The organism is Methylobacterium longum, assembly GCF_022179385.1.
Classification (GTDB): domain Bacteria; phylum Pseudomonadota; class Alphaproteobacteria; order Rhizobiales; family Beijerinckiaceae; genus Methylobacterium; species Methylobacterium longum.
This window is the reverse complement of record NZ_BPQS01000001.1, coordinates 35,368-60,706: the sequence shown is the minus strand read 5'-3', so window position 1 is coordinate 60,706 and position 25,339 is coordinate 35,368. Positions and strand designations below refer to the sequence as shown.

25 protein-coding genes are annotated in these 25,339 nt (G+C 68.8%); 9 read left to right on the top strand and 16 right to left on the bottom strand.

Translation table 11 applies throughout. The features are described 5' to 3' along the window. The first annotated feature begins 302 nt into the window (after positions 1-302). Positions 303-2,363, top strand: a complete 2,061-nt coding sequence (gene parE / locus MFF58_RS00260) for a DNA topoisomerase IV subunit B (RefSeq protein WP_238284566.1) — start codon at positions 303-305, stop codon at positions 2,361-2,363. Positions 2,364-2,460: 97 nt separating this feature from the next. Here parE and MFF58_RS00255 read toward each other — a convergent pair whose 3' ends face one another. Next, the gene (locus MFF58_RS00255) at positions 2,461-2,952 is read right to left on the bottom strand and encodes a PRC-barrel domain-containing protein (RefSeq protein ID WP_238284565.1); all 492 of its coding nucleotides are present in this window, start codon (positions 2,950-2,952) and stop codon (positions 2,461-2,463) included. Positions 2,953-3,141: 189 nt separating this feature from the next. After that, entirely contained in the window at positions 3,142-4,008 is an 867-nt protein-coding gene (locus MFF58_RS00250; RefSeq protein ID WP_238284564.1) for an outer membrane protein, read from the bottom strand. A gap of 418 nt (positions 4,009-4,426) precedes the next feature. Between MFF58_RS00250 and MFF58_RS00245 the strand changes: the two genes are divergently transcribed. The 3 genes from MFF58_RS00245 (at position 4,427) to MFF58_RS00235 (ending at position 7,681) form a co-directional block, all read left to right on the top strand. After that, a complete protein-coding gene (locus MFF58_RS00245; RefSeq protein ID WP_238284563.1) occupies positions 4,427-4,825 on the top strand; it encodes a hypothetical protein in 399 nt (132 codons plus the stop codon). Positions 4,826-5,013: 188 nt separating this feature from the next. Further along, positions 5,014-6,519, top strand: a complete 1,506-nt coding sequence (locus MFF58_RS00240) for a DEAD/DEAH box helicase (protein ID WP_238284562.1) — start codon at positions 5,014-5,016, stop codon at positions 6,517-6,519. Positions 6,520-6,622: 103 nt separating this feature from the next. Continuing rightward, complete coding sequence (locus MFF58_RS00235) at positions 6,623-7,681, top strand: GGDEF domain-containing protein (RefSeq protein ID WP_238284561.1); 1,059 nt, start codon at positions 6,623-6,625, stop codon at positions 7,679-7,681. 24 nt (positions 7,682-7,705) lie between these two features. Here MFF58_RS00235 and MFF58_RS00230 read toward each other — a convergent pair whose 3' ends face one another. Beyond that, a complete protein-coding gene (locus MFF58_RS00230) occupies positions 7,706-8,083 on the bottom strand; it encodes a HesB/IscA family protein (RefSeq protein WP_238284560.1) in 378 nt (125 codons plus the stop codon). Positions 8,084-8,205: 122 nt separating this feature from the next. Continuing rightward, the gene (locus MFF58_RS00225; RefSeq protein WP_238284559.1) at positions 8,206-9,189 is read right to left on the bottom strand and encodes a threo-3-hydroxy-L-aspartate ammonia-lyase; all 984 of its coding nucleotides are present in this window, start codon (positions 9,187-9,189) and stop codon (positions 8,206-8,208) included. A 224-nt stretch (positions 9,190-9,413) separates the two neighbouring features. Here MFF58_RS00225 and MFF58_RS00220 point away from each other — a divergent pair, with 224 nt between their 5' ends. Further along, the gene (locus tag MFF58_RS00220) at positions 9,414-9,638 is read left to right on the top strand and encodes a hypothetical protein (RefSeq protein ID WP_238284558.1); all 225 of its coding nucleotides are present in this window, start codon (positions 9,414-9,416) and stop codon (positions 9,636-9,638) included. A 45-nt stretch (positions 9,639-9,683) separates the two neighbouring features. On the opposite strand, the gene lpdA is transcribed toward MFF58_RS00220, so the two are convergent. The 7 genes from lpdA to MFF58_RS00185 form a co-directional block, all read right to left on the bottom strand. Continuing rightward, positions 9,684-11,123 carry a dihydrolipoyl dehydrogenase gene (lpdA, locus tag MFF58_RS00215; protein WP_238284557.1) on the bottom strand — a complete coding sequence of 480 codons (1,440 nt, stop codon included), beginning with the start codon at positions 11,121-11,123 and terminating at the stop codon, positions 9,684-9,686. 13 nt (positions 11,124-11,136) lie between these two features. Then, entirely contained in the window at positions 11,137-12,552 is a 1,416-nt protein-coding gene (locus MFF58_RS00210; protein WP_238284556.1) for a pyruvate dehydrogenase complex dihydrolipoamide acetyltransferase, read from the bottom strand. A 4-nt stretch (positions 12,553-12,556) separates the two neighbouring features. Continuing rightward, complete coding sequence (locus MFF58_RS00205) at positions 12,557-13,150, bottom strand: Uma2 family endonuclease (protein ID WP_238284555.1); 594 nt, start codon at positions 13,148-13,150, stop codon at positions 12,557-12,559. A 15-nt stretch (positions 13,151-13,165) separates the two neighbouring features. Then, positions 13,166-13,453: a DUF5076 domain-containing protein gene (locus MFF58_RS00200; RefSeq protein ID WP_238284554.1), complete on the bottom strand. Its 288-nt coding sequence runs from the start codon at positions 13,451-13,453 to the stop codon at positions 13,166-13,168. Between the two features lie 69 nt (positions 13,454-13,522). Beyond that, positions 13,523-14,965 carry a pyruvate dehydrogenase complex E1 component subunit beta gene (locus MFF58_RS00195; protein ID WP_238284553.1) on the bottom strand — a complete coding sequence of 481 codons (1,443 nt, stop codon included), beginning with the start codon at positions 14,963-14,965 and terminating at the stop codon, positions 13,523-13,525. 58 nt (positions 14,966-15,023) lie between these two features. Further along, the gene (gene pdhA / locus MFF58_RS00190; RefSeq protein ID WP_238284552.1) at positions 15,024-16,112 is read right to left on the bottom strand and encodes a pyruvate dehydrogenase (acetyl-transferring) E1 component subunit alpha; all 1,089 of its coding nucleotides are present in this window, start codon (positions 16,110-16,112) and stop codon (positions 15,024-15,026) included. Positions 16,113-16,250: 138 nt separating this feature from the next. Next, the gene (locus tag MFF58_RS00185; RefSeq protein WP_238284551.1) at positions 16,251-16,562 is read right to left on the bottom strand and encodes an FtsB family cell division protein; all 312 of its coding nucleotides are present in this window, start codon (positions 16,560-16,562) and stop codon (positions 16,251-16,253) included. An 80-nt stretch (positions 16,563-16,642) separates the two neighbouring features. Here MFF58_RS00185 and MFF58_RS00180 point away from each other — a divergent pair, with 80 nt between their 5' ends. Further along, a complete protein-coding gene (locus MFF58_RS00180) occupies positions 16,643-17,878 on the top strand; it encodes an adenylate/guanylate cyclase domain-containing protein (RefSeq protein WP_238284550.1) in 1,236 nt (411 codons plus the stop codon). A 288-nt stretch (positions 17,879-18,166) separates the two neighbouring features. On the opposite strand, the gene eno is transcribed toward MFF58_RS00180, so the two are convergent. After that, positions 18,167-19,456, bottom strand: a complete 1,290-nt coding sequence (gene eno / locus MFF58_RS00175; RefSeq protein WP_238284549.1) for a phosphopyruvate hydratase — start codon at positions 19,454-19,456, stop codon at positions 18,167-18,169. 166 nt (positions 19,457-19,622) lie between these two features. Continuing rightward, the gene (locus tag MFF58_RS00170) at positions 19,623-19,850 is read right to left on the bottom strand and encodes a hypothetical protein (protein ID WP_238284548.1); all 228 of its coding nucleotides are present in this window, start codon (positions 19,848-19,850) and stop codon (positions 19,623-19,625) included. 142 nt (positions 19,851-19,992) lie between these two features. Between MFF58_RS00170 and queF the strand changes: the two genes are divergently transcribed. Continuing rightward, a complete protein-coding gene (gene queF / locus MFF58_RS00165) occupies positions 19,993-20,445 on the top strand; it encodes a preQ(1) synthase (RefSeq protein WP_238284547.1) in 453 nt (150 codons plus the stop codon). Between the two features lie 621 nt (positions 20,446-21,066). Here the strand turns inward: queF and MFF58_RS00160 are convergent. Further along, the gene (locus MFF58_RS00160; RefSeq protein WP_238284546.1) at positions 21,067-21,408 is read right to left on the bottom strand and encodes a hypothetical protein; all 342 of its coding nucleotides are present in this window, start codon (positions 21,406-21,408) and stop codon (positions 21,067-21,069) included. A gap of 350 nt (positions 21,409-21,758) precedes the next feature. On the opposite strand from MFF58_RS00160, the gene MFF58_RS00155 reads away from it, so the two are divergent. After that, complete coding sequence (locus MFF58_RS00155) at positions 21,759-22,436, top strand: class I SAM-dependent methyltransferase (RefSeq protein WP_238284545.1); 678 nt, start codon at positions 21,759-21,761, stop codon at positions 22,434-22,436. Positions 22,437-22,440: 4 nt separating this feature from the next. Here the strand turns inward: MFF58_RS00155 and kdsA are convergent, their stop codons facing one another. Continuing rightward, positions 22,441-23,295 carry a 3-deoxy-8-phosphooctulonate synthase gene (gene kdsA, locus MFF58_RS00150; protein ID WP_238284544.1) on the bottom strand — a complete coding sequence of 285 codons (855 nt, stop codon included), beginning with the start codon at positions 23,293-23,295 and terminating at the stop codon, positions 22,441-22,443. Between the two features lie 10 nt (positions 23,296-23,305). Next, positions 23,306-23,797, bottom strand: a complete 492-nt coding sequence (locus MFF58_RS00145; protein WP_238284543.1) for a hypothetical protein — start codon at positions 23,795-23,797, stop codon at positions 23,306-23,308. 646 nt (positions 23,798-24,443) lie between these two features. Here MFF58_RS00145 and MFF58_RS00140 point away from each other — a divergent pair. Next, positions 24,444-25,238, top strand: coding sequence for a class I SAM-dependent methyltransferase (locus MFF58_RS00140; protein ID WP_238284542.1), 795 nt, complete (start codon positions 24,444-24,446; stop codon positions 25,236-25,238). Positions 25,239-25,339: the final 101 nt, after the last annotated feature.

The window sequence follows — 25,339 nt, the reverse complement described above, 5'->3', positions numbered from 1 at the left end:
GGAGAACTGCCGAGGCCGTACGGGCGGGTCACGACGAAGCCTTAACCCCGATTTGTGCAACGTCGTGATGACAGACGGATTCGACGTTCCGGCCGGGCGTGGCGCGGCGGCCCTCGCTCGCGGCGGCGCAGCATGCGATGATGGGTCCGCATCGCCCGGGGGCGAACGGCTTTGATGTTTCTGTTTTGTTCCGCTATCATGCGGGGATGAAGGCGCATGCTCCACAATCCCGGACTCATTCTCCCCAGAACCGTGTGCGCGAGCCGGAGCCGGCCGATGCGCCGCGGGCGCGGAGGCCGCGCGTGAGCGATACGGCGCGCGACCTGTTCGGACCGGGCAGCAAGGGAACGGCCGCCCGGCTACCCGAGCCCCGCAGGCGGCTCGCCGCCTCGGCCTCGGTGGCGGCGATCGCGGCGGCCGAGCCGGAAGCCGGCTACACCGCCTCCGACATCGAGGTGCTGGAGGGACTGGAGCCCGTCCGGCGCCGGCCCGGCATGTATATCGGCGGCACCGACGAGCGGGCGCTGCATCACCTCTTCGCCGAGGTGATCGACAATTCCATGGACGAGGCGGTGGCCGGCCATGCCAGCTTCATCGAGGTGGAGCTGGAGGAGACCGGCGCCCTCGTGGTCACCGACAACGGCCGCGGCATCCCGGTCGACCCGCACCCGAAATTCCCCGGCAAGTCGGCGCTGGAGGTCATCATGACCACGCTGCACGCCGGCGGTAAGTTCGACTCGAAGGTCTACGAGACCTCGGGCGGCCTGCACGGCGTCGGCATCTCGGTGGTGAACGCGCTCTCCGACGTGCTGGAGGTCGAGGTCGCGCGCAACCAGACCCTCTATCGTCAGACCTTCTCGCGGGGCCACGCGCAGGGCGCGCTGGAGCTGATCGGCCGGGTGCAGAACCGCCGCGGCACCAGGGTCCGCTTCCACCCGGATTCCCAGATCTTCGGCTCGCTGAAGTTCGACCCGCGCCGCCTGTTCAAGATGGCGCGGTCGAAGGCCTACCTGTTCGGCGGCGTCGAGATCCGCTGGCGCTGCGCCCCCGCGCTCCTCGAAGGGCTGGAGGATGTCCCAGCCGAGGCCGTGCATCGCTTCCCCGACGGCCTGCGCGACTACCTCGCCCGGGACATCGACGGCAAGGAACTGGTCACCGAGGCGATGTTCTCCGGCAAGATCACCAAGCCGGGCTCCCACGGGTCGCTGGAATGGTCGGTGGCCTGGATGGTCACCGAGGACGGGTTCTCGCATTCCTACTGCAACACGATCCCGACGCCGGAGGGCGGCACCCACGAGGCCGGCCTGCGGGTCGCCCTGCTTCGCGGCCTGCGCGAGCACGCCGAGCGCGTGAATCAGGCCAAGCGCATGACCGCCGTCACCACGGACGACGTCATGGCGACCTGCGCGTCGATGCTGTCGGTCTTCATCCGCGAGCCCGAATTCCAGGGCCAGACCAAGGACAAGCTTGCCACCGTGGAGGCGCAGCGCATCGTCGAGACGGCGGTGCGCGACGCGTTCGACCACTGGCTGGCCGCCTCCCCGGCCCAGGCCAACAAGCTGCTCGACTGGGTGATCGACCGGGCCGAGGAGCGCCTGCGCCGCCGCCAGGAGAAGGAGGTCGCCCGCAAGAGCGCCACCCGCAAGCTGCGCCTGCCCGGCAAGCTCGCCGACTGCTCGGCGGCCGGCACCGCGGGTTCGGAGATCTTCATCGTCGAGGGCGACTCCGCCGGCGGCTCGGCCAAGCAGGCCCGCGACCGGGCCACCCAGGCGATCCTGCCGCTGCGCGGCAAGATCCTCAACGTCGCCTCGGCCTCGCGGGACAAGCTCGGCGCCAACCAGCTGATCTCGGACCTCACCCTGGCGCTCGGCTGCGGCACCGGCGCGGCCTTCCGCGAGGCGGACCTGCGCTACGACAAGGTGATCATCATGACGGACGCCGACGTCGACGGCGCCCACATCGCCTCGCTGCTGATCACCTTCTTCTACCGGCAGATGCCGAAGCTGATCGACCGCGGGCATCTCTACCTCGCGATCCCGCCGCTCTACCGGCTGCAGCAGGGCTCGAAGGTGGCCTATGCCCGCGACGATGCCGATCGGGAGCGGATCACCAAGACGGTGTTCAAGGGCGGCAAGGTCGAGATCGGGCGCTTCAAGGGCCTGGGCGAGATGATGCCGGCCCAGCTCAAGGAGACCACCATGGACCCGAAGAAGCGCACGCTCCTGCGGGTCGCGATCCTGGACGAGGCCCGGGAATCGACCGGCGACACCGTGGAGCGCCTGATGGGCAACAAGCCCGAGGCGCGCTTCGCCTTCATCAGCGAGCGGGCGGCCTTCGCCGAGGGCGCGGACCTCGACATCTGACGGCGGGTTCGCGGCGGCGCGGGCTCGGCGCCGCGAACGCAGGGCCCGCGTGCCATCGCCTCGCCCGCGACGGCGTCACGCCTTCGCGGGCGGCCCGTCAGGGCGGGGTCATCACCTTGGCCGGGTCGAAGGGCTGGGCTGCCGCCACGGCGTCCTTGCTCAGGTTGAGGACCGCCGAGTACCGGTCGCCGCCGGGCCTCAGCACCAGGGCGCCGGGCTCCACCGCGATGACCTTGCTCCCGAGGCCGAGGAAGCCGCCGACGTCGATCACCACCGCCTTCAGCATCCCGCCCTCGGTGATCAGAAGGTCGTCGATCTTGCCGACGCTGTCGCCCCCGGCGTTCCGAACCGTCACGCCGATCATCTTCGTGGTCAGGAAGGTCACGGGCTTGAGCCCCTGACGCTTGGCGGCGTCCTCGGCGCTCGCGGCCTCCATGAGCCGGCCGGCGCCGCTGCCGTCCGTGGCGGTCCCGGGTCCGGTCCCCGGCAGCACCGTGTTCCTGCCGATCACGGTGGCATCCTGGGCGCGGGCCGGTGCGCCCGCCAATCCCAGGGCCGTCAGCGAGAGGAGAAGGATTGAGCTGCGCACGGCTGGTCGCTCCCGAGCGCCCAGGCTCGTCGCGGCGCTGCCGGGCCAATGGGCCGGCGCCGGCGTGGTTCCGGAGCCGCATGTCGCACCCGCCGCCGGGCCCGCGGTCCGAAAACGCGAAAGGGCCCGGCCGTGAAGCCGGACCCTCCCGAGGCGTGGAGCCGGCCTAGCCGGCTCCGGTCGGCGATCCTAGTACGAGCCGAACTTGTAGTTCAGGCCGGCGCGGACGACGGCGAACTCGGTGTTGGCGGCGGCGCCGTTGAGGTAGGCGGTGCCGTTCGGGGCCAGCAGGGTCGGGTAGAACACGCCGCCGGCGGCGTTCTTCTGGCGCTCGAGGTTAACGTACAGGCCTTCGACCTTGAGCGTGACGGCCGAGGAGCGGAAGAAGTTCAGGAAGGAGTCGGTGGGCAGGGCGTACTCGATGCCGCCGCCGACCGCGTAGCCGGTGCGGAAGCTGTCGCGGAAGCGGTTGCCGGCGAAGTTCTGGTCGTCCTGGCCCGATCCGTAGGCGAAGCCGCCGGTGCCGTACACGAGGGTGCGGTCGAAGGCGTAGCCGAGGCGGCCGCGCACGGTGCCGAAGTAGTCGAGGCCGTTGCCGCTGGTGGCGACGAAGGCGCGCGGGGCCGAGAAGGCGACGCCGGGAGCGCCGACCACGCCGTAGTTCTGCGTGGCGTTGGCGCGGCGGGCGAAGTCGACATACTGGGCGTCGGCCTCGAAGCCGATCACGACGCCCGAGCCCGGCGTGAACTGGTAGTTGTAGCCGATCTGCGCGCCGCCGGTGAAGCCGTCGTTGTTGCTGCGGTTGTTGACGCTGACCACGGCGTTGGTGTTGCCGGAATTGATCAGCGAGCCGGCGGGCAGCCCGTAGTTGGCGGTGTTGCGGCTGCTGGCGTCGAAGCCGTAGCCGGCGTTCACACCGAAGTAGAAGCCAGTCCACGTGAAGACCGGGACCGGCGTGAACACTGGCGGCGGCGCGGCGCGGCGGGGCAGATCGGCCGCGGATGCTGCAGCGGACATGCCGGCGAGGACGGTCGATGCGAGGAGAAGCTTCTTCATGGTTCCAAAGGTCCTGGTTAGCTTGAGCCGGCAGCCTTCTAGGCGCTCTCGGTCGGCAGGTCTGTCGCTTTCCTGCAACAAGCCAGTTGAGACTAGGACGATCACGTCAACGAAAGGTGAAGACTAACGGAACCCAACCTCAGCACCCGCCGCGGACGCGCCATGCGGATCGGGTAGAAGGTGGTGAAACCGTCCGACACTTGCTGGGTCTCGATGCGACGATGTTCCGGAAGATCGGGCCGGATCCGATGCGATGGTTCATCTCTTCATTGACGCACGGCGAAGGCTGCCGTTGTATTTTGGCACATGCGACGCCGCGGGGTCGGCTCGGCCGTAAGCGTGCGGTTAACCGTGTTGCTGAATGGTGCGCGCGGGCCGGCACCATGTCGGGCCGGAAGGACCGCCGAGGAATCCGCCCATGCACAGCCGCGACGACCGGGGCGTCCAGCCCTTCGGCAGGCGCCGGCCCCCGGACGGCTCGACCGGCCCGGGGGGGCTCCGGACCTCCGATCTTGTCCGCTCCGACGTTCCGGGCTCCGACGTCCTGGGCTCCGACTTGGGGAGCGTCGGCCGCGCGGCGACGCCCCTCGCCTGGGCCCTGCGCGTGTCGGCGGGTGTCGGACTCCTCGCCGTGGTGGCCACGATGCAGCTCGCCCGGCTGAGCGGATCGGACGAGACCCCGGTCCGCGTCACCCTGAATGCCGCTGCTGTGCCAGCCGACCCGGACACGACAGGCGCGATCCTGCCGGCCGGAGCTGCCCGGGCGACCCGGCTCAACCCGTGCCTCGTCCCGGCCGCGGACCACCTCCGGCCCTGATCGGCTGTGCGCGGCGGCGACGTGGCGCGCATTGCGTGATTGACAAGACGCGCCAAGCCCCTAACTGACAGGAACCATGCGCCCTGCGGCCCCGGGAGCATCCGAGCATTCCCGTGCGTGCCTTCCCCAGCCGTTGCCGCGACGGTGTCCATCGCGCCGGCCGGGCGCGCAACGGTTCCTGAACGCAGATGCCTTTTTCCGACCTGGGACTGAGCGATAAAGTCCTGAACGCCGTCGAGACGGCGGGTTACACCGAGCCGACGCCGATTCAGGCGGAAGCCATCCCCCACGTGCTGGCTCGCCGCGACGTCCTCGGCATCGCCCAGACGGGTACCGGCAAGACCGCAGCGTTCACGCTGCCGATGCTGACGCTCCTGGAGAACGGCCGCGCCCGCGCCCGGATGCCGCGCACGCTCATCCTGGAGCCGACGCGGGAACTGGCCGCGCAGGTGGTCGAGAATTTCGACCGCTACGGGACCAACCACAAGCTCAACGTGGCCCTGATCATCGGCGGCGTCTCGTTCGCCGACCAGGACGCCAAGCTGATGCGCGGCACCGACGTGCTGATCGCGACACCCGGCCGACTCCTCGACCATTTCGAGCGCGGCAAGCTGCTGCTCACCGGTGTCGAGCTCCTGGTGATCGACGAGGCCGACCGCATGCTCGACATGGGGTTCATCCCCGACATCGAGCGCATCGTGAAGATGGTGCCGTTCACCCGGCAGACCCTGTTCTTCTCCGCGACCATGCCGCCGGAGATCGAGCGGCTGGCGGACATGTTCCTGCACAACCCGCAGCGGGTCGAGGTGGCCCGGCCAGCCTCCACGGCGACGACGATCACGCAGCGGCTGGTCGCAACCGGTTCGGAGGGGCATGCCAAGCGCGAGCGCCTGCGCGACCTGATCCGCGGCGAGGGCGAACTCAAGAACGGGATCATCTTCTGCAACCGCAAGCGCGACGTCGCCCTACTGCAGAAATCCTTGGTCAGCCACGGCTTCGACGCCGCGGCGCTGCACGGTGACATGGACCAGCGGGCCCGCACCACCGCCCTCGACGCGTTCCGCAACGGCGAAACCGCCCTGCTGGTGGCCAGCGATGTCGCCGCCCGCGGCCTCGACATCCCGGCGGTCAGTCACGTGTTCAACTTCGACGTGCCGCACCATCCCGAGGATTACGTCCATCGGATCGGGCGCACCGGGCGCGCCGGACGGTCGGGCACCGCGTACACGCTCGTATCCCCGGAGGATTCGCGCTCGCTGGGCGCCATCGAGGCGCTGATCGGCCAGCCGGTTCCTTGGTTCGACGGCGACTTGTCGACGATGGCGGACGCGTCCGCCGATACCGGCACCCGGCATCGCGGCCGGTCCGGCGAGGCCCGTCGCGGCGGGCGAACGGCCAAGGGCACTGGCCGGAGCGCCCCCGCCAAGGCCGCCGACGAGGGCGCGGATCGTACCAGCGCCCGGGGCAGCCGCGGCGCCGCGACGGCGCAGCGCGCCGAGGCGCGGCCTCCGGCATCGCGGCCCGAGGCCCGTCCCCCCGCATCGCGCGCCGAGGCTCGTCCTGCCCCGCGTCGCGACATCAACCGCGAGGAGCGGGGACGCCGTCCCGAGACGGATGGCGAGACGCCCGTAGGCCTCGGCTCTCACGTTCCTGCCTTCCTGCTTCGTCCAGTCTTGGCAAAAAAAGAGAAGTAACAGCAGCCTTTTCGGGTTTAACTCTCCGGCTACCATCCTGCTCTAGATTGATCTTCGAGCCACGGCGTATCGGAACGTCGGCGACTCCGGGCGGCGGGACAGGATGAGCCAGGATACCCCTTCGGATCGCGATCGCAGCTTCGCCCTGGCGAAGCGCGCCAACGATCTGATTCACGATTACGGCCCCTGCGCGACGCCGCGCGCCTACGCCGTCTGGTATTCCTACGTGTCGGGCGATCTGCCGCTGCTCGGCGACGCCGTGAAGCGCCTGACCGCGCAGAACGGATGCCTGACGGAATCCGACATCGACACCCTGCACGAAACCTACTTGGACGGCCGGAGGCTGGCGAGCGCCGCCGACGACGTCAGCCGCGTCGTGCTGAGCGAGATCGCGGCGGTGACCGAAATCTTGGACCTCTCGCTCGGCTCCACCGCCCAGTACGGCGAATCCCTGCGTGGCCTGGCGCAGGACCTCGCCCAGGGGGTCCCGAGCCGCGCGCGCCTCGGCGAGATCCTCTCGACGCTGGTCTCCACCACCCGCGAGGTCGTCGCCAACAATCGCATCCTGGAGGCCCGGATGCGCGACACCCGCGGCGAGATCGAGACCCTGCGCGAGAAGCTCGAAGCGACCCGGCTCGAGAGCCTCACCGACACGCTCACCAGCCTGTTCAACCGCAAGCATTTCGAGGAGACCCTGAAGGCCACGATCGACGCCGCCCGCGGACGGGCGACGCCCATGAGCCTGATCATCCTCGACATCGACTTCTTCAAGCGTTTCAACGACCTGTACGGTCATCTCACCGGCGATCAGGTCCTGCGCCTCGTGGCCATCGTCATGCGCGAGAGCGCGGGCAAGCAGGCGTTCCTGGCGCGGTTCGGCGGCGAGGAGTTCGGCATCGTGCTGCCCGGCGTGGATCGAGCCGCGGCCCGGCAGCTGGCCGAGACGGTCCGGGCCAGCGTGATGGGACGCGAATTGGTCAAGCGCTCGACGGGAGAATCGCTTGGCAAGATCACCGTGTCCCTCGGGATCGCCGTGCTCCGCCAGGGCGACACGCCGGCCTCGCTCATGGAGCGGGCCGACCTGTGCATGTTCGCGGCCAAGCGCGCGGGTCGAAACCGTGCCGTGGACGACACGGCCGAGTCGCTGTCTCAGGTGGCCTGAGCAGCCGCCCGAGTGGCGGCCGGTTCAGGCCCGGGCCGGCATCCGGTCGGCGTCGACCGGCGTGATCGCGACGGATTCGCCGCAGCCGCAAGCCGAGGTCTGGTTCGGGTTGTTGAACACGAACTGCGACGCCAGCTTGTTGGTAGTGAAATCCATCTCGGTGCCGAGCAGGAACAGGACCGCCTTCGGATCGACGAAGACCCGGACGCCGCGATCCTCGACCACGTCCTCGCCGGGCTTGACCGCCTCGGCATATTCCATCGTGTAGGACATGCCGGCGCAGCCGCCGTTGCGGACGCCGACCCGCAGGCCCGCGATCGGCCGGTCGGCCTCCGCCATGATCGCCTTGATCCGATCGGCGGCGCGATCGGTCAGCGAGAGAACCTTGAACCCAGTCGACATCGTCACCCTCCCGCCCAGCCGGGTTCAAGGCCCGGGGACGCGCATTCTGACAGCCACAAGATAAGCATCCGTCCGCGGACGGTCCACCGCGGCGGGGTCACACCCGCCCGGCATTCGGCGCGTCAGGCATCCGCGGCGGTGAGACGCGCGAAAGTGGCGAGGTCGACGTTGCCGCCGCTGATCACCACGCCCACGCGCTTGTCTTTCACATCCACGAGCCCGTGGAGCAAAGCCGCCGCCGCCAGGCAGCCGGTCGGTTCGACCAGGATCTTCATCCGGGTCGCGAAGAACCGCATAGTCTCGACGAGCTGCCCGTCCGTGACGGTGAGGATGTCGGTGACGTGCCGGCGGATGATCGCGAAGGTGAGGTCGCCGAGCGCTGTCGACTGCGCCCCATCGGCGATGGTGCGGGGCACCGGGATCGTCACCACCTGCCCCTCCCGGAACGAGCGCTGGCCATCGTTACCGGCCTCCGGCTCGACGCCGAAGACCCGGCAGCCTGGCGAGAGCGCAGCGGCGGCCAGTGCGCAGCCCGCGAGCTGGCCGCCGCCGCCGAGGCAGGCCACCAGAACGTCCAGGGGGCCCACCGTCTCGATCAGCTCCTGCGCGAGCGTCCCCTGCCCGGCGATGACGTCGCGATGGTTGAACGGCGGGATGACGGTCAGGCCCCGTGGGCCCGCGATCTCCCGTCCCAGCGCCTCCCGGTCCTGGCTGTAGCGGTCGTACAGGACCACCTCGGCGCCGTAGCCGCGGGTGGCGGCGATCTTGGCGGCCGGCGCGTCGCCCGGCATGATGATCGTCGCGGGGACGCCGAGGAGCCGGCTCGCCAGGGCGATAGCCTGGGCGTGGTTGCCCGACGAGAAGGTGAGCACACCGCGAGTGCGAGACGCCTCCGGCAGGGCGCTGATGGCGTTGTAGGCCCCGCGGAACTTGAAGGCGCCGGCCCGCTGGAGGTTCTCGGCCTTGAAGAACAGTCTCCCGCCGGTCATCGCGTCGGCCGTGCGCGAGGTCAGGACGGGGGTACGGTGCGCGATGCCCGCGATGCGCTCCGCGGCGCGTTCGACATCCGCGAAGGTGGGAAGGCCGTCCGTGTCCGCGTCCCGCATCGAATTCGCAACTTCCCTGTCTGCCGCTGCGCTACCCATAGGGCCGATTGCCGTCGGGCGCATCCCACCCGAGCCGCGTGTCCGAAGCGGAGCCATTCGGCAACTCACGGATTGTCGCTGCAGGGCAAACTTGGCCGGAACGCCGGGGGCGTGATCGGGATGCGGATGGAATCGTCGGACGGTCAGTGCGCGCCGGTCAGCCGGCATGCGCCGAGCAGGATCGCATGAGTGCCTGGGCGCGGGACCGGGCCTCGGGCGACGGGGAGACGGAGGTCACGTTCCGGGGACGGGGTCTGGCGCTCCGGTCCGGCACGCGGCTGATCCTGCTCGTCTGCCCGCTCTGCTCGCAGCGCAACGCGCAGCGGGGAGCCGAGCGGGGCATCTGCGAATGGTGCGCCTACGTGCCGTCCCCGGAGGAGGCGGAGCCGGTAGAGGCCGGGCGGGGGTGATCCGGGCGCCGCGACCGCCTTCGGCCGGGCGCCGCGACCCTGTTCCTACGTGTGGATCACCTTCCCATACGCATCGAGCACGCTCTCGTGCATCATCTCGCTGAGCGTCGGGTGCGGGAACACCGTGTGCATCAGCTCCTCCTCGGTGCTCTCCAGATTCATCGCCACCACGTAGCCCTGGATCAGCTCGGTTACTTCCGCGCCGACCATGTGGGCACCGAGCAGCTGGCCGGTCTTGGCGTCGAACACGGTCTTGATCAGCCCGTCCGGCTCACCCAGCGCGATCGCCTTGCCGTTGCCCGCGAATGGGAAGCGGCCGACCTTGACGGCAAAACCCAGCTCCTTGGCCTTGGCCTCGGTCAGACCGACGCTGGCGATCTGCGGCTGGCAATAGGTGCAGCCCGGGATCTTGGCCTTGTCCATCGGATGGGTGTGCAGGCCCTTGATGGTCTCGATGCAGATGACGCCCTCGTGCTCGGCCTTGTGGGCGAGCATCGGCGGCCCGGCGACGTCGCCGATCGCGTAGAGGCCGGGCACGTTGGTGCGGCCGAGCCCGTCGGTCACGACGATCCCGCGATCGATCGTCACGCCGAGCTTCTCGAGGCCGATACTCTCGATGTTGCCCACGACGCCCACGGCCGAGATCAGCTTCTCGGCGGTGATCTGCTGGGTCTTGCCGTCGCCGCCCTCGACGGTGGCGGTGACCGAGTTCGCGCCCTTCTCGACCTTGGTCACCTTGGCGCCGGTGAGGATCTTGATGCCCTGCTTCTCGAAGCGCTTGCGGGCGAGGCCCGCGATCTCGGCATCCTCCACGGGCAGGATTTGCGGCAGCAGCTCGACCACGGTCACCTCGGCGCCCATGGTCCGGTAGAACGAGGCGAACTCGATCCCGATCGCGCCCGAGCCCATCACCAGCAGGCTCTTGGGCATGGTCTCGGGGACCATGGCCTCGTAGTAGGTCCAGATCAGCTTTTTGTCGGGCTCGATGCCGGGGATCGCCCGGGGCCGGGCGCCGGTCGCCACGATGATGTGCTTGGCCTGATAGGTGCCGGCGCCCTTGGCGCCCTTCGGCGCCTCTGCGCGCTTGGTCTCCTTCACGGTGACTTGGCCGGGCTGGTTGCCCTTGGCGACGTTGTCGACCGCGGCCTCGCCCCAGATCACGTCGACCTTGTTCTTCTTGAGCAGCATGCCGACGCCGCCGTTGAGCCGGCCCGAGACGCCGCGGGAGCGCTTCACGATCGCGGCGGTGTCGAACCCGACCTTCTCGGCCGTCAGGCCGTAATCGCCGGCGTGCTGGAAGTAGTGGTAGATCTCGGCCGAGCGGAGCAGGGCCTTGGTGGGGATGCAGCCCCAGTTCAGGCAGATGCCGCCGAGATGCTCGCGGTCGACCACGGCGGTCTTGAAGCCGAGCTGCGCCGCGCGGATCGCCGTGACGTAGCCGCCGGGGCCGGCGCCGATGATGAGGACGTCGTAGGTGTCGGACATCGTGTGCTCCGGCTCAGACCAGCATGCCCATCGGGTTCTCGATCAGCCCCTTGAAGGCCGAGACCAGCTCCGCCCCGAGCGCCCCGTCGAGCACCCGGTGGTCGCACGACAGGGTGCAGGTCATGACCTGGACCACCGCCGGCGCCCCGTCCTTCACGACGACGCGCTTCTCGCCCGCGCCCACCGCCAGGATGCTCGATTGCGGCGGGTTGATCACCGCGGTGAAGTGCTTGATTCCGAACATGCCGAGGTTCGACACCGAGGTGACGCCACCCTGGTACTCCTCGGGCTTCAGCTTCTTGGCGCGCGCCCGGGCCGCGAAATCCTTCATCTCGTTGGAGATGGTGGACAGCGTCTTCTCGTTGGCCCGGCGGATCACCGGGGTGAACAACCCGCCGTCGATCGCCACCGCGACGCCGACCTCGGCGTTCTTGAAGCGCAGGATCCGGTCCTCGGCCCAGACCGCGTTGGCGGCCGGCACCCGGGTGAGCGCGAGGCCCATGGCCTTGATGACGAAGTCGTTGACCGAGAGCTTGAAGGCGGGCTTCCCGTCCTTGTCCTTGCCGGCGGAGCCGTTGAGGGTCTCGCGCAGCTTCATCAGCGCGTCGAGTTCACAATCCACCGTCAGGTAGAAGTGCGGCGCCACCTGCATCGCCTCGGTGAGGCGCTTGGCGATGGTCTTGCGCATGCCGTCGAGCGGCACTTCCTCGTACGCATCCTTGGCGAAGAAGCCCTTGACCTGATCGGTCGTGAGCCCGGCCGGTGCGCCGCCCGCGGGGGCAGCCTTGGGAGCGGGGGCTGCCGCCTTGGGCGCCTCCGCTCCGGCCTGAGGCGCCGGCGCCTTTGTGGTGCCGGAGGCCTTCGCGGCCTGGACGTCGCGGGCGATGATGCGGCCGTGCGGGCCGCTACCCTGGACGGCGCCGAGTTCGACCCCCTCCTGCTTGGCGATCCGCCGGGCGAGCGGCGAGGCGAAGACACGGCCGCCCGAGCCGGCCTGCCCGGCCGCCTGTGGGGCTCCGGTCGGCTGTGCGCCCTCCGGCGCGGCGTTCACCCGCTCGTACGACATGTGACCGCCGCCGGGCGTGGTATTCTGCGAGGCGGCCGACGGTTCGGCCTTCTCCGCCTTGACCTCGCCGTTGGACGCCGCCTTGGGCGCGCCGCCGGCCTGCACGCTCGAGGGATCCTCGCCCTCGGCGGCGATGATCGCGATCAGGCCGTTGACCGGCACGTCCGCCGTGCCCTCGGGCACGAGGATCTTGGCGAGGACGCCCTCGTCGATCGCTTCCACCTCCATGGTGGCCTTGTCGGTCTCGATCTCGGCCAGCACGTCGCCGGACTTGATCGCGTCGCCCTCCTTCTTGAGCCACTTGGCGAGGTTGCCCTTCTCCATGGTCGGCGAGAGGGCGGGCATCAGCACGTTGATCGGCATGGCATCAGGTCTCGGGCAAGGCCGGGGCGGCCGGATCGTCGAAGGGGAAGTGGTCGTCGAGGGGAAACGGCACGGCGTCGATGGGTGGCAGCTCTACGGTCTCGCCGCGCTGGATGGTGGCGGGGAGCACCCACCGCCCGTCCGCAAGCCCGAAGCCTTCGAGCACGCCCGCGGCCGGGCCGAGCAGCCAGAGATGGCCGATCCCGGCATCCCCATAGATCCGGCGCTTCGGACCCCGATCGAGGCGGGTGGTCGACGGCGAGACGATCTCGCAGACCATGTCCGGGGCGTTCTCGATGACGGTGTCCTGGGGGTCGGTCGGCATCCGCGCGCGGCGCCAGACCGCCAGATCGGGCACGACCACCTGGGATCCAAGGTGAAGTTCCGGCTCGATGAAGAACACCGGTCCGCCAGGACCATCACGGCCGCGTGCGAAGGGCCGATTCAACTCTCCCGACAGGCGGGCTGCTGCGATCCCTTGCCGGGGCCGCGGACGCGGATGCGTCTCCGGCACCCCGTCGATGATCTCGGCGACGCGATGCTCCGAAACCGCTTCGAGATCCGCGTAGCTCGCCTGCCGGACCGCCGCCTCAGCCATGGTCGGGTACCATCGCTAGTTGAGGCCGCCGGGGTCGAGCCCCTCGGCCTCCCAGCCGGCACGGATGCGCTCGACCGCCTCCTCTTCCGACATGTCGGTCTCCAGCGCGTAGGCGCGGGCGGCCTGCCGGGCGAGGTCGGCCAGCAGCCGGCCCCAGGTCGCTGGGTCGTCGAAGGAGCGGCGGAGCGCGACGCTGACCGCGCCATCGACCACGGCCGCGCGCAGCACCTCGATGCCACCCTGTTCCTGGGCGTCGGGCGGGATGGCGAGTTCGGCGAAGTCGCTGCTGGAATCTTGGCTCATGGTGCGCCGGCTATTCCCTGACCCCCTGCCGAGACGGAGACGGGATCATGGATCCCGCCCGCGCACCGGTCACTTGTAGCAGACGCTCTTGGCCGCCTCGACGACCTCCGCCACGTTCGGCAGCGCCAACTTCTCCAGGTTGGCGGCGTAGGGCATCGGCACGTCCTTGCCGGTGATGCGCAGGACCGGTGCGTCGAGGTAGTCGAACGCGTCGACCATCAGGCGGGCCACGATCTCGGCGCCGATGCCGGATTGCGGGAACCCCTCCTCGACGGTGATGCAGCGGCCGGTCTTCTTCACCGACTTGACCACCGTCTCAGAATCCATCGGGCGGATCGTGCGCAGGTCGATGACCTCGGCCTCGATGCCCTGCTCGGCGAGCACCTGCGCCGCCTTGAGCGCGTAGGTCATGCCGATCGAGAACGACACGATGGTCACGTCCGTGCCGGGCCGGTGGATCCGAGCCTTTCCGATCGGCAGCACGAAATCGTCGAGCTGCGGCACCGGGAAGGACTGCCCGTACAGGATCTCGTTCTCGAGGAAGATCACCGGGTTCGGGTCGCGGATCGCGGCCTTGAGCAGGCCCTTGGCGTCCGAGGCCGTGTAGGGCGCGATCACCTTCAGGCCCGGGACGTTGGAGTACCACGCGGCGTAGTCGTGGCTGTGCTGCGCGCCGACGCGGGCGGCCGCGCCGTTGGGTCCGCGGAACACGATCGGGCAGCCGAGCTGGCCGCCGGACATGTAGAGGGTCTTGGCGGCCGAGTTGATGATGTGATCGATCGCCTGCATGGCGAAGTTGAAGGTCATGAACTCGATGATCGGCTTCAGGCCTGCGAGCGCCGCGCCGACGCCGATTCCCGCGAAGCCGTGCTCGGTGATCGGCGTGTCGACCACGCGCTTGGCGCCGAATTCCTGCAGGAGGTTCTGGGTGATCTTGTAGGCGCCCTGATACTCAGCGACCTCCTCGCCCATCACAAACACGTCGCCGTCGCGCCGCATCTCCTCGGCCATGGCGTCGCGCAGGGCCTCGCGCACGGTCGTGGTGACCATCGGCGTGCCCGCCGGGAACTCCTCCATCACCGGCTCGTCGGCCTTGTTGGTGATGACGGCCGGAGCTGCCGGCGCCTTCGGGGCGTCCTCGCCGGTCTTGGCGGCGGGCGCGGCCGTGTCGGCCATGCCTTCGGCCTGCATGTCGGGGGTCGGGGCCGGGTGGCCGCCGGTGCCGTTGGGCTTGGCGCCGCCGCCGGACTGGACGCTCGCCGGATCCTCGCCCTCGCCGGCGATGATGGCGATCGGCGTGTTCACCGCGACGCCCTCGGTGCCCTCGGCGATCAGGATCTTGGCGAGGACGCCCTCGTCGATCGCCTCCACCTCCATGGTGGCCTTGTCGGTCTCGATCTCGGCCAGCACGTCGCCGGACTTGATCGGATCGCCCTCCTTCTTCAGCCACTTGGCGAGCTTGCCCTCCTCCATGGTGGGCGAGAGGGCGGGCATCAGGATGTCGGTCGCCATGCTCAGCTCTGCGGTCGTCGTCTCGATGGGGGGGCGGCCAGCGTCGTCGGCGACGCGCTCAGGCGTGCGCGTCCAGCAGGATGTCGGTCCAGAGCTCCGACGGATCCGGCTCGGGATCGTTGGTGGCGAACTCGGCCGAGGCGTTGACGGTCTCGCGGACCTTGGCGTCGGTCGCCTTGAGATCCGCCTCCGGCACCCCGTGCAGTTCGAGCAGGCGCTTGCGCACCATCTCGATCGGGTCGTGCTCGTCGCGCATCTTCGAGACTTCGTCCTTGGTCCGGTACTTGGCCGGGTCGGACATCGAGTGGCCGCGGTAGCGGTAGGTCTGCATCTCCAGGATGTAGGGGCCCTGGCCCGTGCGGGCGTGCTCGATCGCCCGCGTGGCCGCCTCGCGCACCGTGCGCACGTCCATGCCGTCGACCTGCTCGCCCGGGATGCCGAACGAGAGGCCGCGCTTCGAGAAGTCCGTCTGCGCCGAGGCCCGGGCAACCGAGGTGCCCATGGCGTAGCGGTTGTTCTCGATGACGTAGACCACCGGCAGCTTCCAGAGCGCCGCCATGTTGAAGCTCTCGTAGACCTGACCCTGGTTGGCGGCGCCGTCGCCCATGTAGGTCAGGCTGACTTTGCCGTTCTCCCGGTAATGGTCGGCGAAGGCGAGACCGGTGCCGAGGGAGACCTGGGCGCCGACGATCCCGTGGCCGCCGAAGAACTGCTTCTCGCGGCTGAACATGTGCATCGAGCCGCCCTTGCCGCGACTGTAGCCGCCGCGGCGTCCGGTCAGCTCGGCCATGACGCCCTTCGGGTCCATGCCGCAGGCGAGCATGTGGCCGTGGTCGCGGTATCCGGTGATGACTTGGTCGCCCTCGACCGAGGCCATCTGCATGCCGATCACAACGGCTTCCTGCCCGATGTAGAGGTGGCAGAAGCCGCCGATCAGGCCCATGCCGTAGAGCTGGCCGGCCTTCTCCTCGAAACGCCGGATCAGCAGCATCTCGTGGTAGGCGTGGAGGTCTTCCTCGCGGGTGAACTGCGGCATGTTGGGCGCCGGCTTGTGGGCCTCGACGACCTGAGGACTTCCGGCCGGAGGACTCGCGGCCTGCGTTTGCGAGGACGGTGCGTCCTTGGCAGGCTCCTTGGCGGCATCCATCGGCGCTCTCCCCGTGATTCCACGCGACTTCGTGGGGGTGTAGGACAGCGCTGAGGGGAAAGCGAGGGCTGCCGCTCTGACAGGAGGCCGCTCTTGTCAGAGGGTCGCGGGGACTAGGGAATACTTCGGTCCGGACGGTCAGGGCGTGATGATGACCACGTCGTTCGCGTGCACACGCCCGAGCACGATCCGCGCGCGCTCTTCCAGGAGATCGCGGTCGATCTGATCGCTCTTCAGGAGCGTCACCCTGTGTTCCCAGGTGGCGCGCTCGGCCCTGACGGCGGCCAGTTCCTGGTTCAGACCGTAGGCCCGGATCTTGAGGGCCTTCTTGGCCTCCAGGCCGCGGTTGCCACTCTCGGCCTGCCACACGAAGTAGCCGACCACGAGCGCCGACAGGGTCCAGAGACCCAGCGGCAACACGACCATTCTGACTCGGCGGCGCACGACCATGGCGCGACCGTGGCGCGGAAAGGTTAATGGATCCTGTCGGTCGCGCCACGACCAGTACGAACAGAGGATAATCTCGAGGGATGGACCTGACGCTTCTGGGCCGCTGGATCGCCGAGCACGCCACGGCGACGGACGATCACGACCTCCTGCTGACCGGCTTCTGCGAGGCGCTGGCCGGCGCCGGCATCCCGGTCTGGCGGGTCAGCGTGATGACCCCGGCGCTCGACCCGATGCTGCGCGGCGTCAGCCTGAATTGGCACGCGGGCGAGGGGATGTCCTTCGTGGCCAACGCCCACGGCTCCGACGAGGAGAGCGACTGGCTGTTCAGCCCCGTCTACGCGCTGGTGGAGAAGGGCGAGACCTTCGGGCGCTGGCGCCTCGATGCACCGGACTTGGAGGCGGATTTCCCGGTCCTGAAGGCGCTCGGCGCACAGGGTGGGGTCGACTACGTGCTTCACATCGTGGAGTTCGCACCCGGTACGGCGCTGCAAGGCATCGCGGTGTCGTTCTGCACCCGCGACGTGTCCGGCTTCACCGAGGGCCACCTGTCGGCCATCGCCGATGTCCTCCCGTTCCTGACCCTGGCGATCGCCAAGATCGGCCTGGCTCACACGTTCCGCGAGGTGTCGGCGACCTATCTCGGCCGCTCCACCGCCGAGCGCATCCTCAACGGCCAGATCCGGCGCGGCGAGGGGCGCGCCGTGCCGGCGGCCATCCTGCTGACGGACCTGCGCGGCTTCACGGCCCTGGCCGACCGGGTGGACCCGGCCGACATGGTCACGTGGCTCAACGAGCATTTCGATGCCCTCGGCGACCCGGTGGCGCGGCACGGCGGCGAGATCCTGAAATTCCTCGGTGACGGATTCCTGGCGATCTTCCCGGTGCCGGACGCCGGAACCCTCCCCTGCCCGGTCTGCGGCGGCGCCCTGGACGCCGCGATCGACGGCCTCGCCGCGAACGCGGCGCTGAATGCCCGCCGCCGCACGGCGGGACTGCCCGAACTCGCGGCCGAATGCGTCGTGCATTTCGGGACGGTGATCTACGGCAATGTCGGGACCGAACGGCGCCTCGACTTCACGATCATCGGGCGAGCGGTCAACGAGGCCAGCCGCATCGAGAGCCAATGCGCGGCACTCGGCCACGAACTGCTGGTGTCGGATTCCTTCGCCGAGCGCTGCGCCCGGAGGCTCGAGCCGGTCGGAACGATCGATTTGCGGGGCCTGTCGCGACCGATGCGGGTCTGGACGGTGCCCGAGGAGCCGTCCGGCGCCGCCTCCGCCGAACAGGGCACGGGTTCACCGGCGAGGACGGTGTGACCGAGACACGGGGATCCGGTCCGGAGACGAGAAGCGACGGGCTCCGCGCCCCAGCCTCACCCGAATATGGCCTGTCCGGGTCGGCATCCGAGGCGGGCTCGCCCGCTACCGGATGACGTGCGGATGTCCGGTCCCACGGGGAAGGCAGCGCCGGTCATACTTCGGCGGGGGCGTGTCCGAGCCCGAGGGTCCGCCGGTGTCGTTGCCGGTTGCAGTTTGCCTCGACGGCGACCGCAGACTCGGCCGGCCGCTCCGGGGGGAGCGGACCGGCCAGCAGAGTCCGCCGGATCAGCGGCGGGCGAGCTGCTTGAGCGCCGACGGGCCGGCGTAGAGGGCCTGCGGGCCGAGGCCTTCCTCGATGCGGATCAGCTGGTTGTACTTGGCCAGTCTGTCCGAGCGGGCGAGCGAGCCAGTCTTGATCTGCCCGCAATTGGTGGCGACCGCGAGATCCGCGATGGTGGAGTCCTCGGTCTCGCCCGAGCGGTGGGACATCACCGCGGTGTAACCGGCGCGCTGGGCCATATCGACGGCCGCCAGCGTCTCGGTGAGTGAGCCGATCTGGTTGACCTTGATCAGGATCGAGTTGGCGGTGCCCTCCGCGATCCCGCGGGAGAGGCGCTCGACGTTGGTGACGAACAGGTCGTCGCCCACGAGCTGGCATCGGTCGCCGATCTTGTCGGTCAGGAGCTTCCACCCGGCCCAGTCATCCTCCGACATGCCGTCCTCGATGGAGACGATCGGATAGGTGGCCACCAGCTGCGCGAGGTAGTCGACCTGCGCCTCGATGGTGCGGGTCGTGCCCTCGCCCTCGTACGCGTAGGCGCCGTCCTTGAAGAACTCGGTGGCGGCGCAGTCGAGCGCGATGGCCATGTCCTGCCCCGGCTTGAAGCCGGCGGCGCTGATCGCGTCCATCACGAAATCGAGGGCCGCCTCGGCCGACGGCAGATTCGGGGCGAAGCCGCCCTCGTCGCCGACATTGGTGTTGTGGCCGGCCTTCTTCAGCTTGCCCTTGAGGGTGTGGAACACCTCGGAGCCCATGCGCACGGCCTCGGCGATCGAATCCGCGCCCACCGGCATGATCATGAATTCCTGGAAGTCGATCGGGTTGTCGGCATGCGCCCCGCCGTTGATGATGTTCATCATCGGCACCGGCAGCACCCGGCCCTGCACGCCACCGACGTAGCGGTAGAGCGGCAGGCCGGAGGCCTCGGCCGCGGCCTTCGCCACCGCCAGCGACACGCCAAGGATCGCGTTGGCACCCAGCCGTGCCTTGTTGGGCGTGCCGTCGAGCTCGATCATCGCCTCGTCGACCGCGACCTGATCCTCGGCCTCCATGCCGCCGATGGCGTCGAGGATCTCCGTCTGCGCCGCCTCGACCGCCTTCAGCACGCCCTTGCCGAGGAAGCGATTCTTGTCGCCGTCGCGCAGTTCCACCGCCTCGTGGGCCCCCGTGGAAGCACCGGACGGCACGGCCGCACGGCCGAAGGAGCCGTCCTCCAGGATGACGTCGACCTCGACCGTGGGGTTTCCACGGCTGTCGAGGATCTCGCGGGCGCTGATATTGGTGATCGCGGTCATGGAAGGTCCTCTCGCGGGGGCCGCGGGTCGGCAATCGCCCCGTGAGCGGGGCGGTGGGCGCATCGCGGCGGCTTATCGGTCAAGCCGTGGCCTGCGGCAAGCGTCGGGATAGTCTTCGTCTGTGCCGATGCCGTGACGACTGGCCGGAGGCACGACGTCCTCGGACCTACCGCGCGCGCTTTGCATCCGCTTGGCGGCTGACGCCTCCTGCGAGGGAGCGACTCAACTTCTGCAACTGCTTGTCATCGCGTGCGCACAGATCGTGACGGGTCATGTCGTCGAGCAGGCGCTGGCTCGCGCGATCGCTGCCGCGCTCGGCGGCACGGCTCGGCGCGAGCGGGAGGGTGACGAGGATCGATACCGTCGCGGCGAGTCCGAAGATCGAATCGCGCATCTGGTCGGCCTGACTGAAACGCGGCTGCGGCGCGGGCCCGGTGTTCCAAGCCCAGCGGCGCCGATATCGCCCACGCGCAGGTGAAGATTTCGTCGCGGCGCCAGCGGGTGCGTCGCTGCACGCGCCGGTTTATATGCGCGTCATGACGACGCCCGAATCTCTTCAGCTCGGCCAGCCGACGCCCTTCCCCTCCTCGCCCGAGGAGGCGCGGCTCGACCGTGTCCCGAACCCGCATGCGGACACCGACTACGTCGCCCGCTTCACCGCGCCTGAATTTACCTCAATCTGTCCGGTCACCGGCCAGCCGGACTTCGCGATCCTGGTGATCGACTACGTGCCCGGAGACTGGCTGGTCGAGTCGAAGTCGCTCAAGCTCTACCTCGGCTCGTTCCGCAACCATGGCGCGTTTCACGAGGATTGCACGGTGGCGATCGGCAAGCGGCTCCGGGATCTGCTGGAGCCGCGCTACCTCCGCATCGGCGGCTTCTGGTACCCCCGCGGCGGCATCCCGATCGACGTATTCTGGCAGACGGGCGAACCGCCCAAGAGCGTCTGGCTCCCCGACCCCGGGGTTCCGCCCTACCGGGGCCGCTGAAGCACGACCGCCGTCGGGCCCGAAACGTGCCACAGCCGTCAGGTCCCCGACGGCTTGCGCGATTCCCGGGTCCTGTGCCCAGCTCTCGAAGGGGCGTGGCCACAGCACCGGGGGCACCGTCCGCGGTCAGCGAACTCGCACGGAACGGGCATCTCGCGGCATGACCGCCCGAGATCCCGAGCCGCGTACGATCAGCACGCCGGCGGCATCGACTGCGTTAAGACGCGGTCCGGACCGGCGCGGCGCGAAGGAGCGTCTCAACCCTCGGATGGGATCTCGTCAGCAAAACGGTGACGTTCAGGTACCGAATCGGTCGAGCCTATTCAGTCATCGGACGGGAGCGGCGCGCATAGCCCGGTACTGGCCGCTCCAGCCACGGCCGTCGTGATCAGCATCGTCCGCCTCCGACGGACCGCACCGGGTACGCGGTGGTCCAGATTCTCGCGGACTAGATTCACAATTCTGGGCTTGGAACCTTGCCACGGTGTCGGTGGGCGTGGCGTTGCCGGGAGGCGGCCTGCAACCCGAGTGGTGCGCGTCGAAGGTCTCGAAGGAAGCCAACGAAAAAGGGACGGCCGGCTTGTGCCGGTCGCCCCTCTCGACCCTCGCGGATCTCAGATCTCAGTAGCCGTAGCCGTAGTAGCCGTAACCCGGGTTGGCGTAGCCGTAGCCGCCGTAGACCGGGGCGTAGCCGTAGCCGTAGGACGGAGCGTAACCGTAGCCCCCGCCGTAGTAGCTGTCGCGGGCGGCGCCGGCGGCGATCGCGCCGGCCGCGAGGCCGGCAATGCCGAGGCCGATGGCGGCGCCGGTGCCGATGCCGCGACGGCCACGGTAGTAACCGCCGTGACCGTAACCGCCGTAGCCACCGTGGTAGCCGTACGGACGGGCCTCGGCGCTCGTGGTGGCAGCGACGCTACCGAGGGCCAGGGCGGCGGCGGTGGCGATGATACCGATCTTGCGCATAGTGTTCCTTCTCGATCCTCGATCGAACATGCCCAATAACGTGGCCGCAGCCAGACAGTTCCAGATCTCACATCGGTCTTGGGTGCGGATCCGCACAGGGCCGCGATCCTGAACCGTCGTTCATCGTCGGCGGCGTTCGGGCGACGACGGTCAAGCTTAAAACTCTGTATGCGGATCAGGCTTGAACTCTTGCGAAGACTCCCAGAGCCGAGCGCGGTCGAACAGGCGGATCGGGAACAGGGTCGCCAGGAACGATCGCGGGGAACGGTCGCGCGGATGGCGACGATCGGTCGGGGGTCCGGTGAAATACGCCCTGCCAGCGTCATGCTACCAGAAGCCCCAGAGGACCGATGATGGACGCCCTGACCCTGATCCGCGACACCTTCGCGCCCCTTCCGGGCAAGCGGATCCTCGATATCGGTTGCGGACCGGGGACGCTCGCGAGACGGCTGGTCGATGCCGGGGCGGCGGTCGTCGGCATCGACCCTGGCCTGACCGCACTCGCCACGGCACGCGCCGCCGTGCCGGAAGCGCGGTTCGAGGCTGCCGCCGGCGAGGCCCTGCCTTTTCCCGATGCGGGTTTCGACGGGGCGGTCATGCTCAATGCGCTGCACCACGTGCCGGACCCCGGGGCCGCCCTCGTCGAGGCCGCGCGCGTGCTGGTGCCGGGTGGGCATCTCGTCGTGGTGGAGCCCCTCGCAGAGGGCAGCTTCTTCGACGCCCTGCGGCCGATCGAGGACGAGACGGCGGTCAGGGCCTCCGCCCAGGAGGCGATCGCGGCCGCGCTGTCCCGCGGCGCTTTCGTGTGTCGGCGTGACGAGACCATCGAGAGGCGGGAGAGTTTCGCCTCCCTTGACGCGTTTCTCGCCCGCGTCAGCGCCGTAGACCCGGCCCGCGAGACCACGATCCGCGCGCGGCGTCCTGTGGTCGAGGCGGCTTTCCTAGCAGCGGCCGCACGCGAGACGGACGGCCGCTACGGCCTCGTCCAGCCCCTGCGGATCCACGTGCTGGAAAAGGGCGGCGCCTGAGCCGTCAGGCGAGACGCTGCTTGGCGAGACGGTCGAAGGCAAGCAGTTCCGCGACAAGCGCCGGGAGGTCCTTCAACGCCACCATGTTGGGTCCATCGGACGGCGCCCGATCGGGATCCGGGTGGGTCTCGATGAACACGCCGGCGACGCCCACCGCCACGGCGGCCCGAGCCAGGACGGCGACGAATTCCCGCTGGCCGCCGGAGCTTGCCCCCTGCCCGCCCGGCTGTTGCACGGAATGAGTGGCGTCGAACACCACCGGCGCGCCCTGCGTGACCTGGGCCATGATCGGCAGGCTCCGCATGTCCGAGACCAGGGTGTTGTAACCGAACGAGGCGCCCCGCTCGGTCACGATGACGTTGGGGTTGCCGGCCTCGGTCACCTTGGCGGCCACGTGCTTCATGTCCCAAGGCGCCAGGAACTGGCCCTTCTTGATGTTGACCGCCCGGCCGGTGGCGGCGGCCGCCAGGAGCAGGTCTGTCTGGCGACACAGGAAGGCGGGGATCTGCAGCACGTCCACCGCCTCCGCGGCGCGGGCGCACTGCTCGGCCGCGTGCACATCGGTCAGCACCGGCAGCCGCAGGGTCTCGCGGATCTCGGCGAAGACCGGGAGCGCCCCATCGAGGCCGATGCCCCGGGCGGCGCCGCCCGAGGTGCGGTTGGCTTTGTCGAAGGACGTCTTGAACACGAGGCCGAGCCCCAGATCCGCGGCCATCTCCTTGAGGGCCGCGGCGATCTCCAGGGCGTGGTTGCGCCCTTCGAGCTGGCACGGGCCGGCGATCAGCGTCAGCGGCAGGTGGTTGGCGACGCGCACGCCGCCGACTTCGACGACGGGACCGGGGACAGGAAGGCTCGACATGGGCGCCGGTCTAGCCCTTGCGGCGGATCCGCGAAAGCCCGGACCGGGCCGCGATACGGCAGACGGTGCGTTCGCCCTGCAGTGCGTCCGTGCGCGGGCCGGTCTCACACAGCATAGCCGCCCGGCCGGTGACACCCCGCCGTGGCGCGCGCGCGCGCAGGCTGTCCTGATGGAGGTTCAGCGCCAGCCCCTCCGCGGCATCGGCATCCGCCCCGGCGAGCGCATGGGACGCGAGGCCTACCAGAGCGAAGTAGGTCGGCGACGGCTCGCGATCGAGGGACGCTACCGTCATCCGTGCGGGGGCGCGGCAATCGAGGCTCATCCGCTCGGCAGCCTGCGCCCGGAACACCGCGACGGGGCCGGCCCTGCCGGCAAGGGAGGCGCCGGTGTCGTGGATGATCCTGGCGGCCAGGATGTCGCAAGCATCCGCGGAGCGTGCCGGATGTGGTGACAGTCCGGAAAGGAAGATAGAAAACAGGGCTGTTCCGATGAGGCGTGTCATTGACTTGAGTTTGACTCCCTGTAAGAGCGGACCTGTAACGAATGTCTTGTACGTCGATCGCGATATCGATTTAAATACTAGTATCATTTGTGTATATAATTGTGAATATGCGTGTATAATTTGCAAATGTCGATCTGATAAGCGCAAATGCACGTGAATAGCCGAGGAATGGATTTGCTACGCGATCTGATTACGGGGCGGCGCGGTCCTGTTGGTGTCGGCTGAGCTCTTGAGTGTGATCAGGTCATCATGGTTCATGGAAGTGAGATCGATGCTGAGCGGCGACGCGCCTTCCTACCTCCGGCGAGCATCGGGCACGCCATCGACCGTCGTCCGGTGGCACGGGCCGGTCGTCGATCTCCGGCCATAGAAGATCGCGGGTCCGACGGCGAGGGCGTGACGCGGAGGCGGGCTTCGTCCCTGCGCGTTCCCGCCACCGCGATCTGTGCCGGGAGCCCCGGATCGGACGCGGATCCGCCGGGATCGAGAGCCTCGTTCCCGGAAATGCCCAGCGTATCGGGGGTGTCCAATGCGCGTCCGAGAGATCGCGCGGCGCAGGATCGCGCCACAGATCAGTTTCTGTGCAAGTCTTTTACAAATGCCGTGCAGGCATTCTGAACTCACGGATTGAACTGGGAGTTGCGTCGTGGATCAGGTTCTCGGTAACGTCTTCACTTCTGTCTTGGGGATCAAAGACACTCTCGAGACATCCATAGGAGACATCAAAACTCTCGTCCACGAAGGGGAGGCTGCGCACCGCGACGAGATCGAGTTCCTGATCTTCGCGGCGCGACGGGCGCCGCTCTCGAGCGCGAGCCGCTTGCAGGATCTCTGGGTCCTGTTCGAGCGGGGTGAGAAGCGGAACGGGTATTTCGTCGAATTCGGTGGCTCGGGCGATGGGGCCGGGCGCAACACGCTGCTGTTGGAGAAGTTCTATGGATGGAGCGGCGCCATTGCCGAGCCTGCCCGGAGTCGGCAGGAGACGCTCCGCGCCCATCGCGACTGCTACATCACGGACAAATTCATCTACAAGGATGACGGGCTGAAGATCTTGTTCAGCGACGCGGACAGATCGCAGGATGCGGCAACGGGCGTATCCGCCGGTGCCGATCCTGCCGGGCGCGTGCGCCGGGCCGGGAAGCGGTACGAGGTCGAAACTCTCTCGCTGCGCGGCTTCCTGCAGGCTGCCGACGCACCGCGGGTCATCGACTACCTGAGTATCGGTATCGAGGACGACTCCCTCGATGTCCTGCAACACTTCGAGTTTTCTGAGTACGACGTCAAGCTTCTGAGTATCGCGGCCGGGGATCCTGATCAAGGTCGAGAGGTTCGCGAATTCATGACTCAAAAAGGTTACGTTTCGAGATTCAAGACGTTCTCCGCCTCGGAGGACTGGTACGTCACCGTCGACAGCGCTTCGGCGTCATCGGCGTCTGTGTAGGCCTGGGACGTCCGATCGCATGGCGCCGATCGTCCGGCGAAGAGCGGGATCGCCGAAGGCGCGATGGTCAGGCGTCGTGGTGCGCGGCGTAGACAGGATCG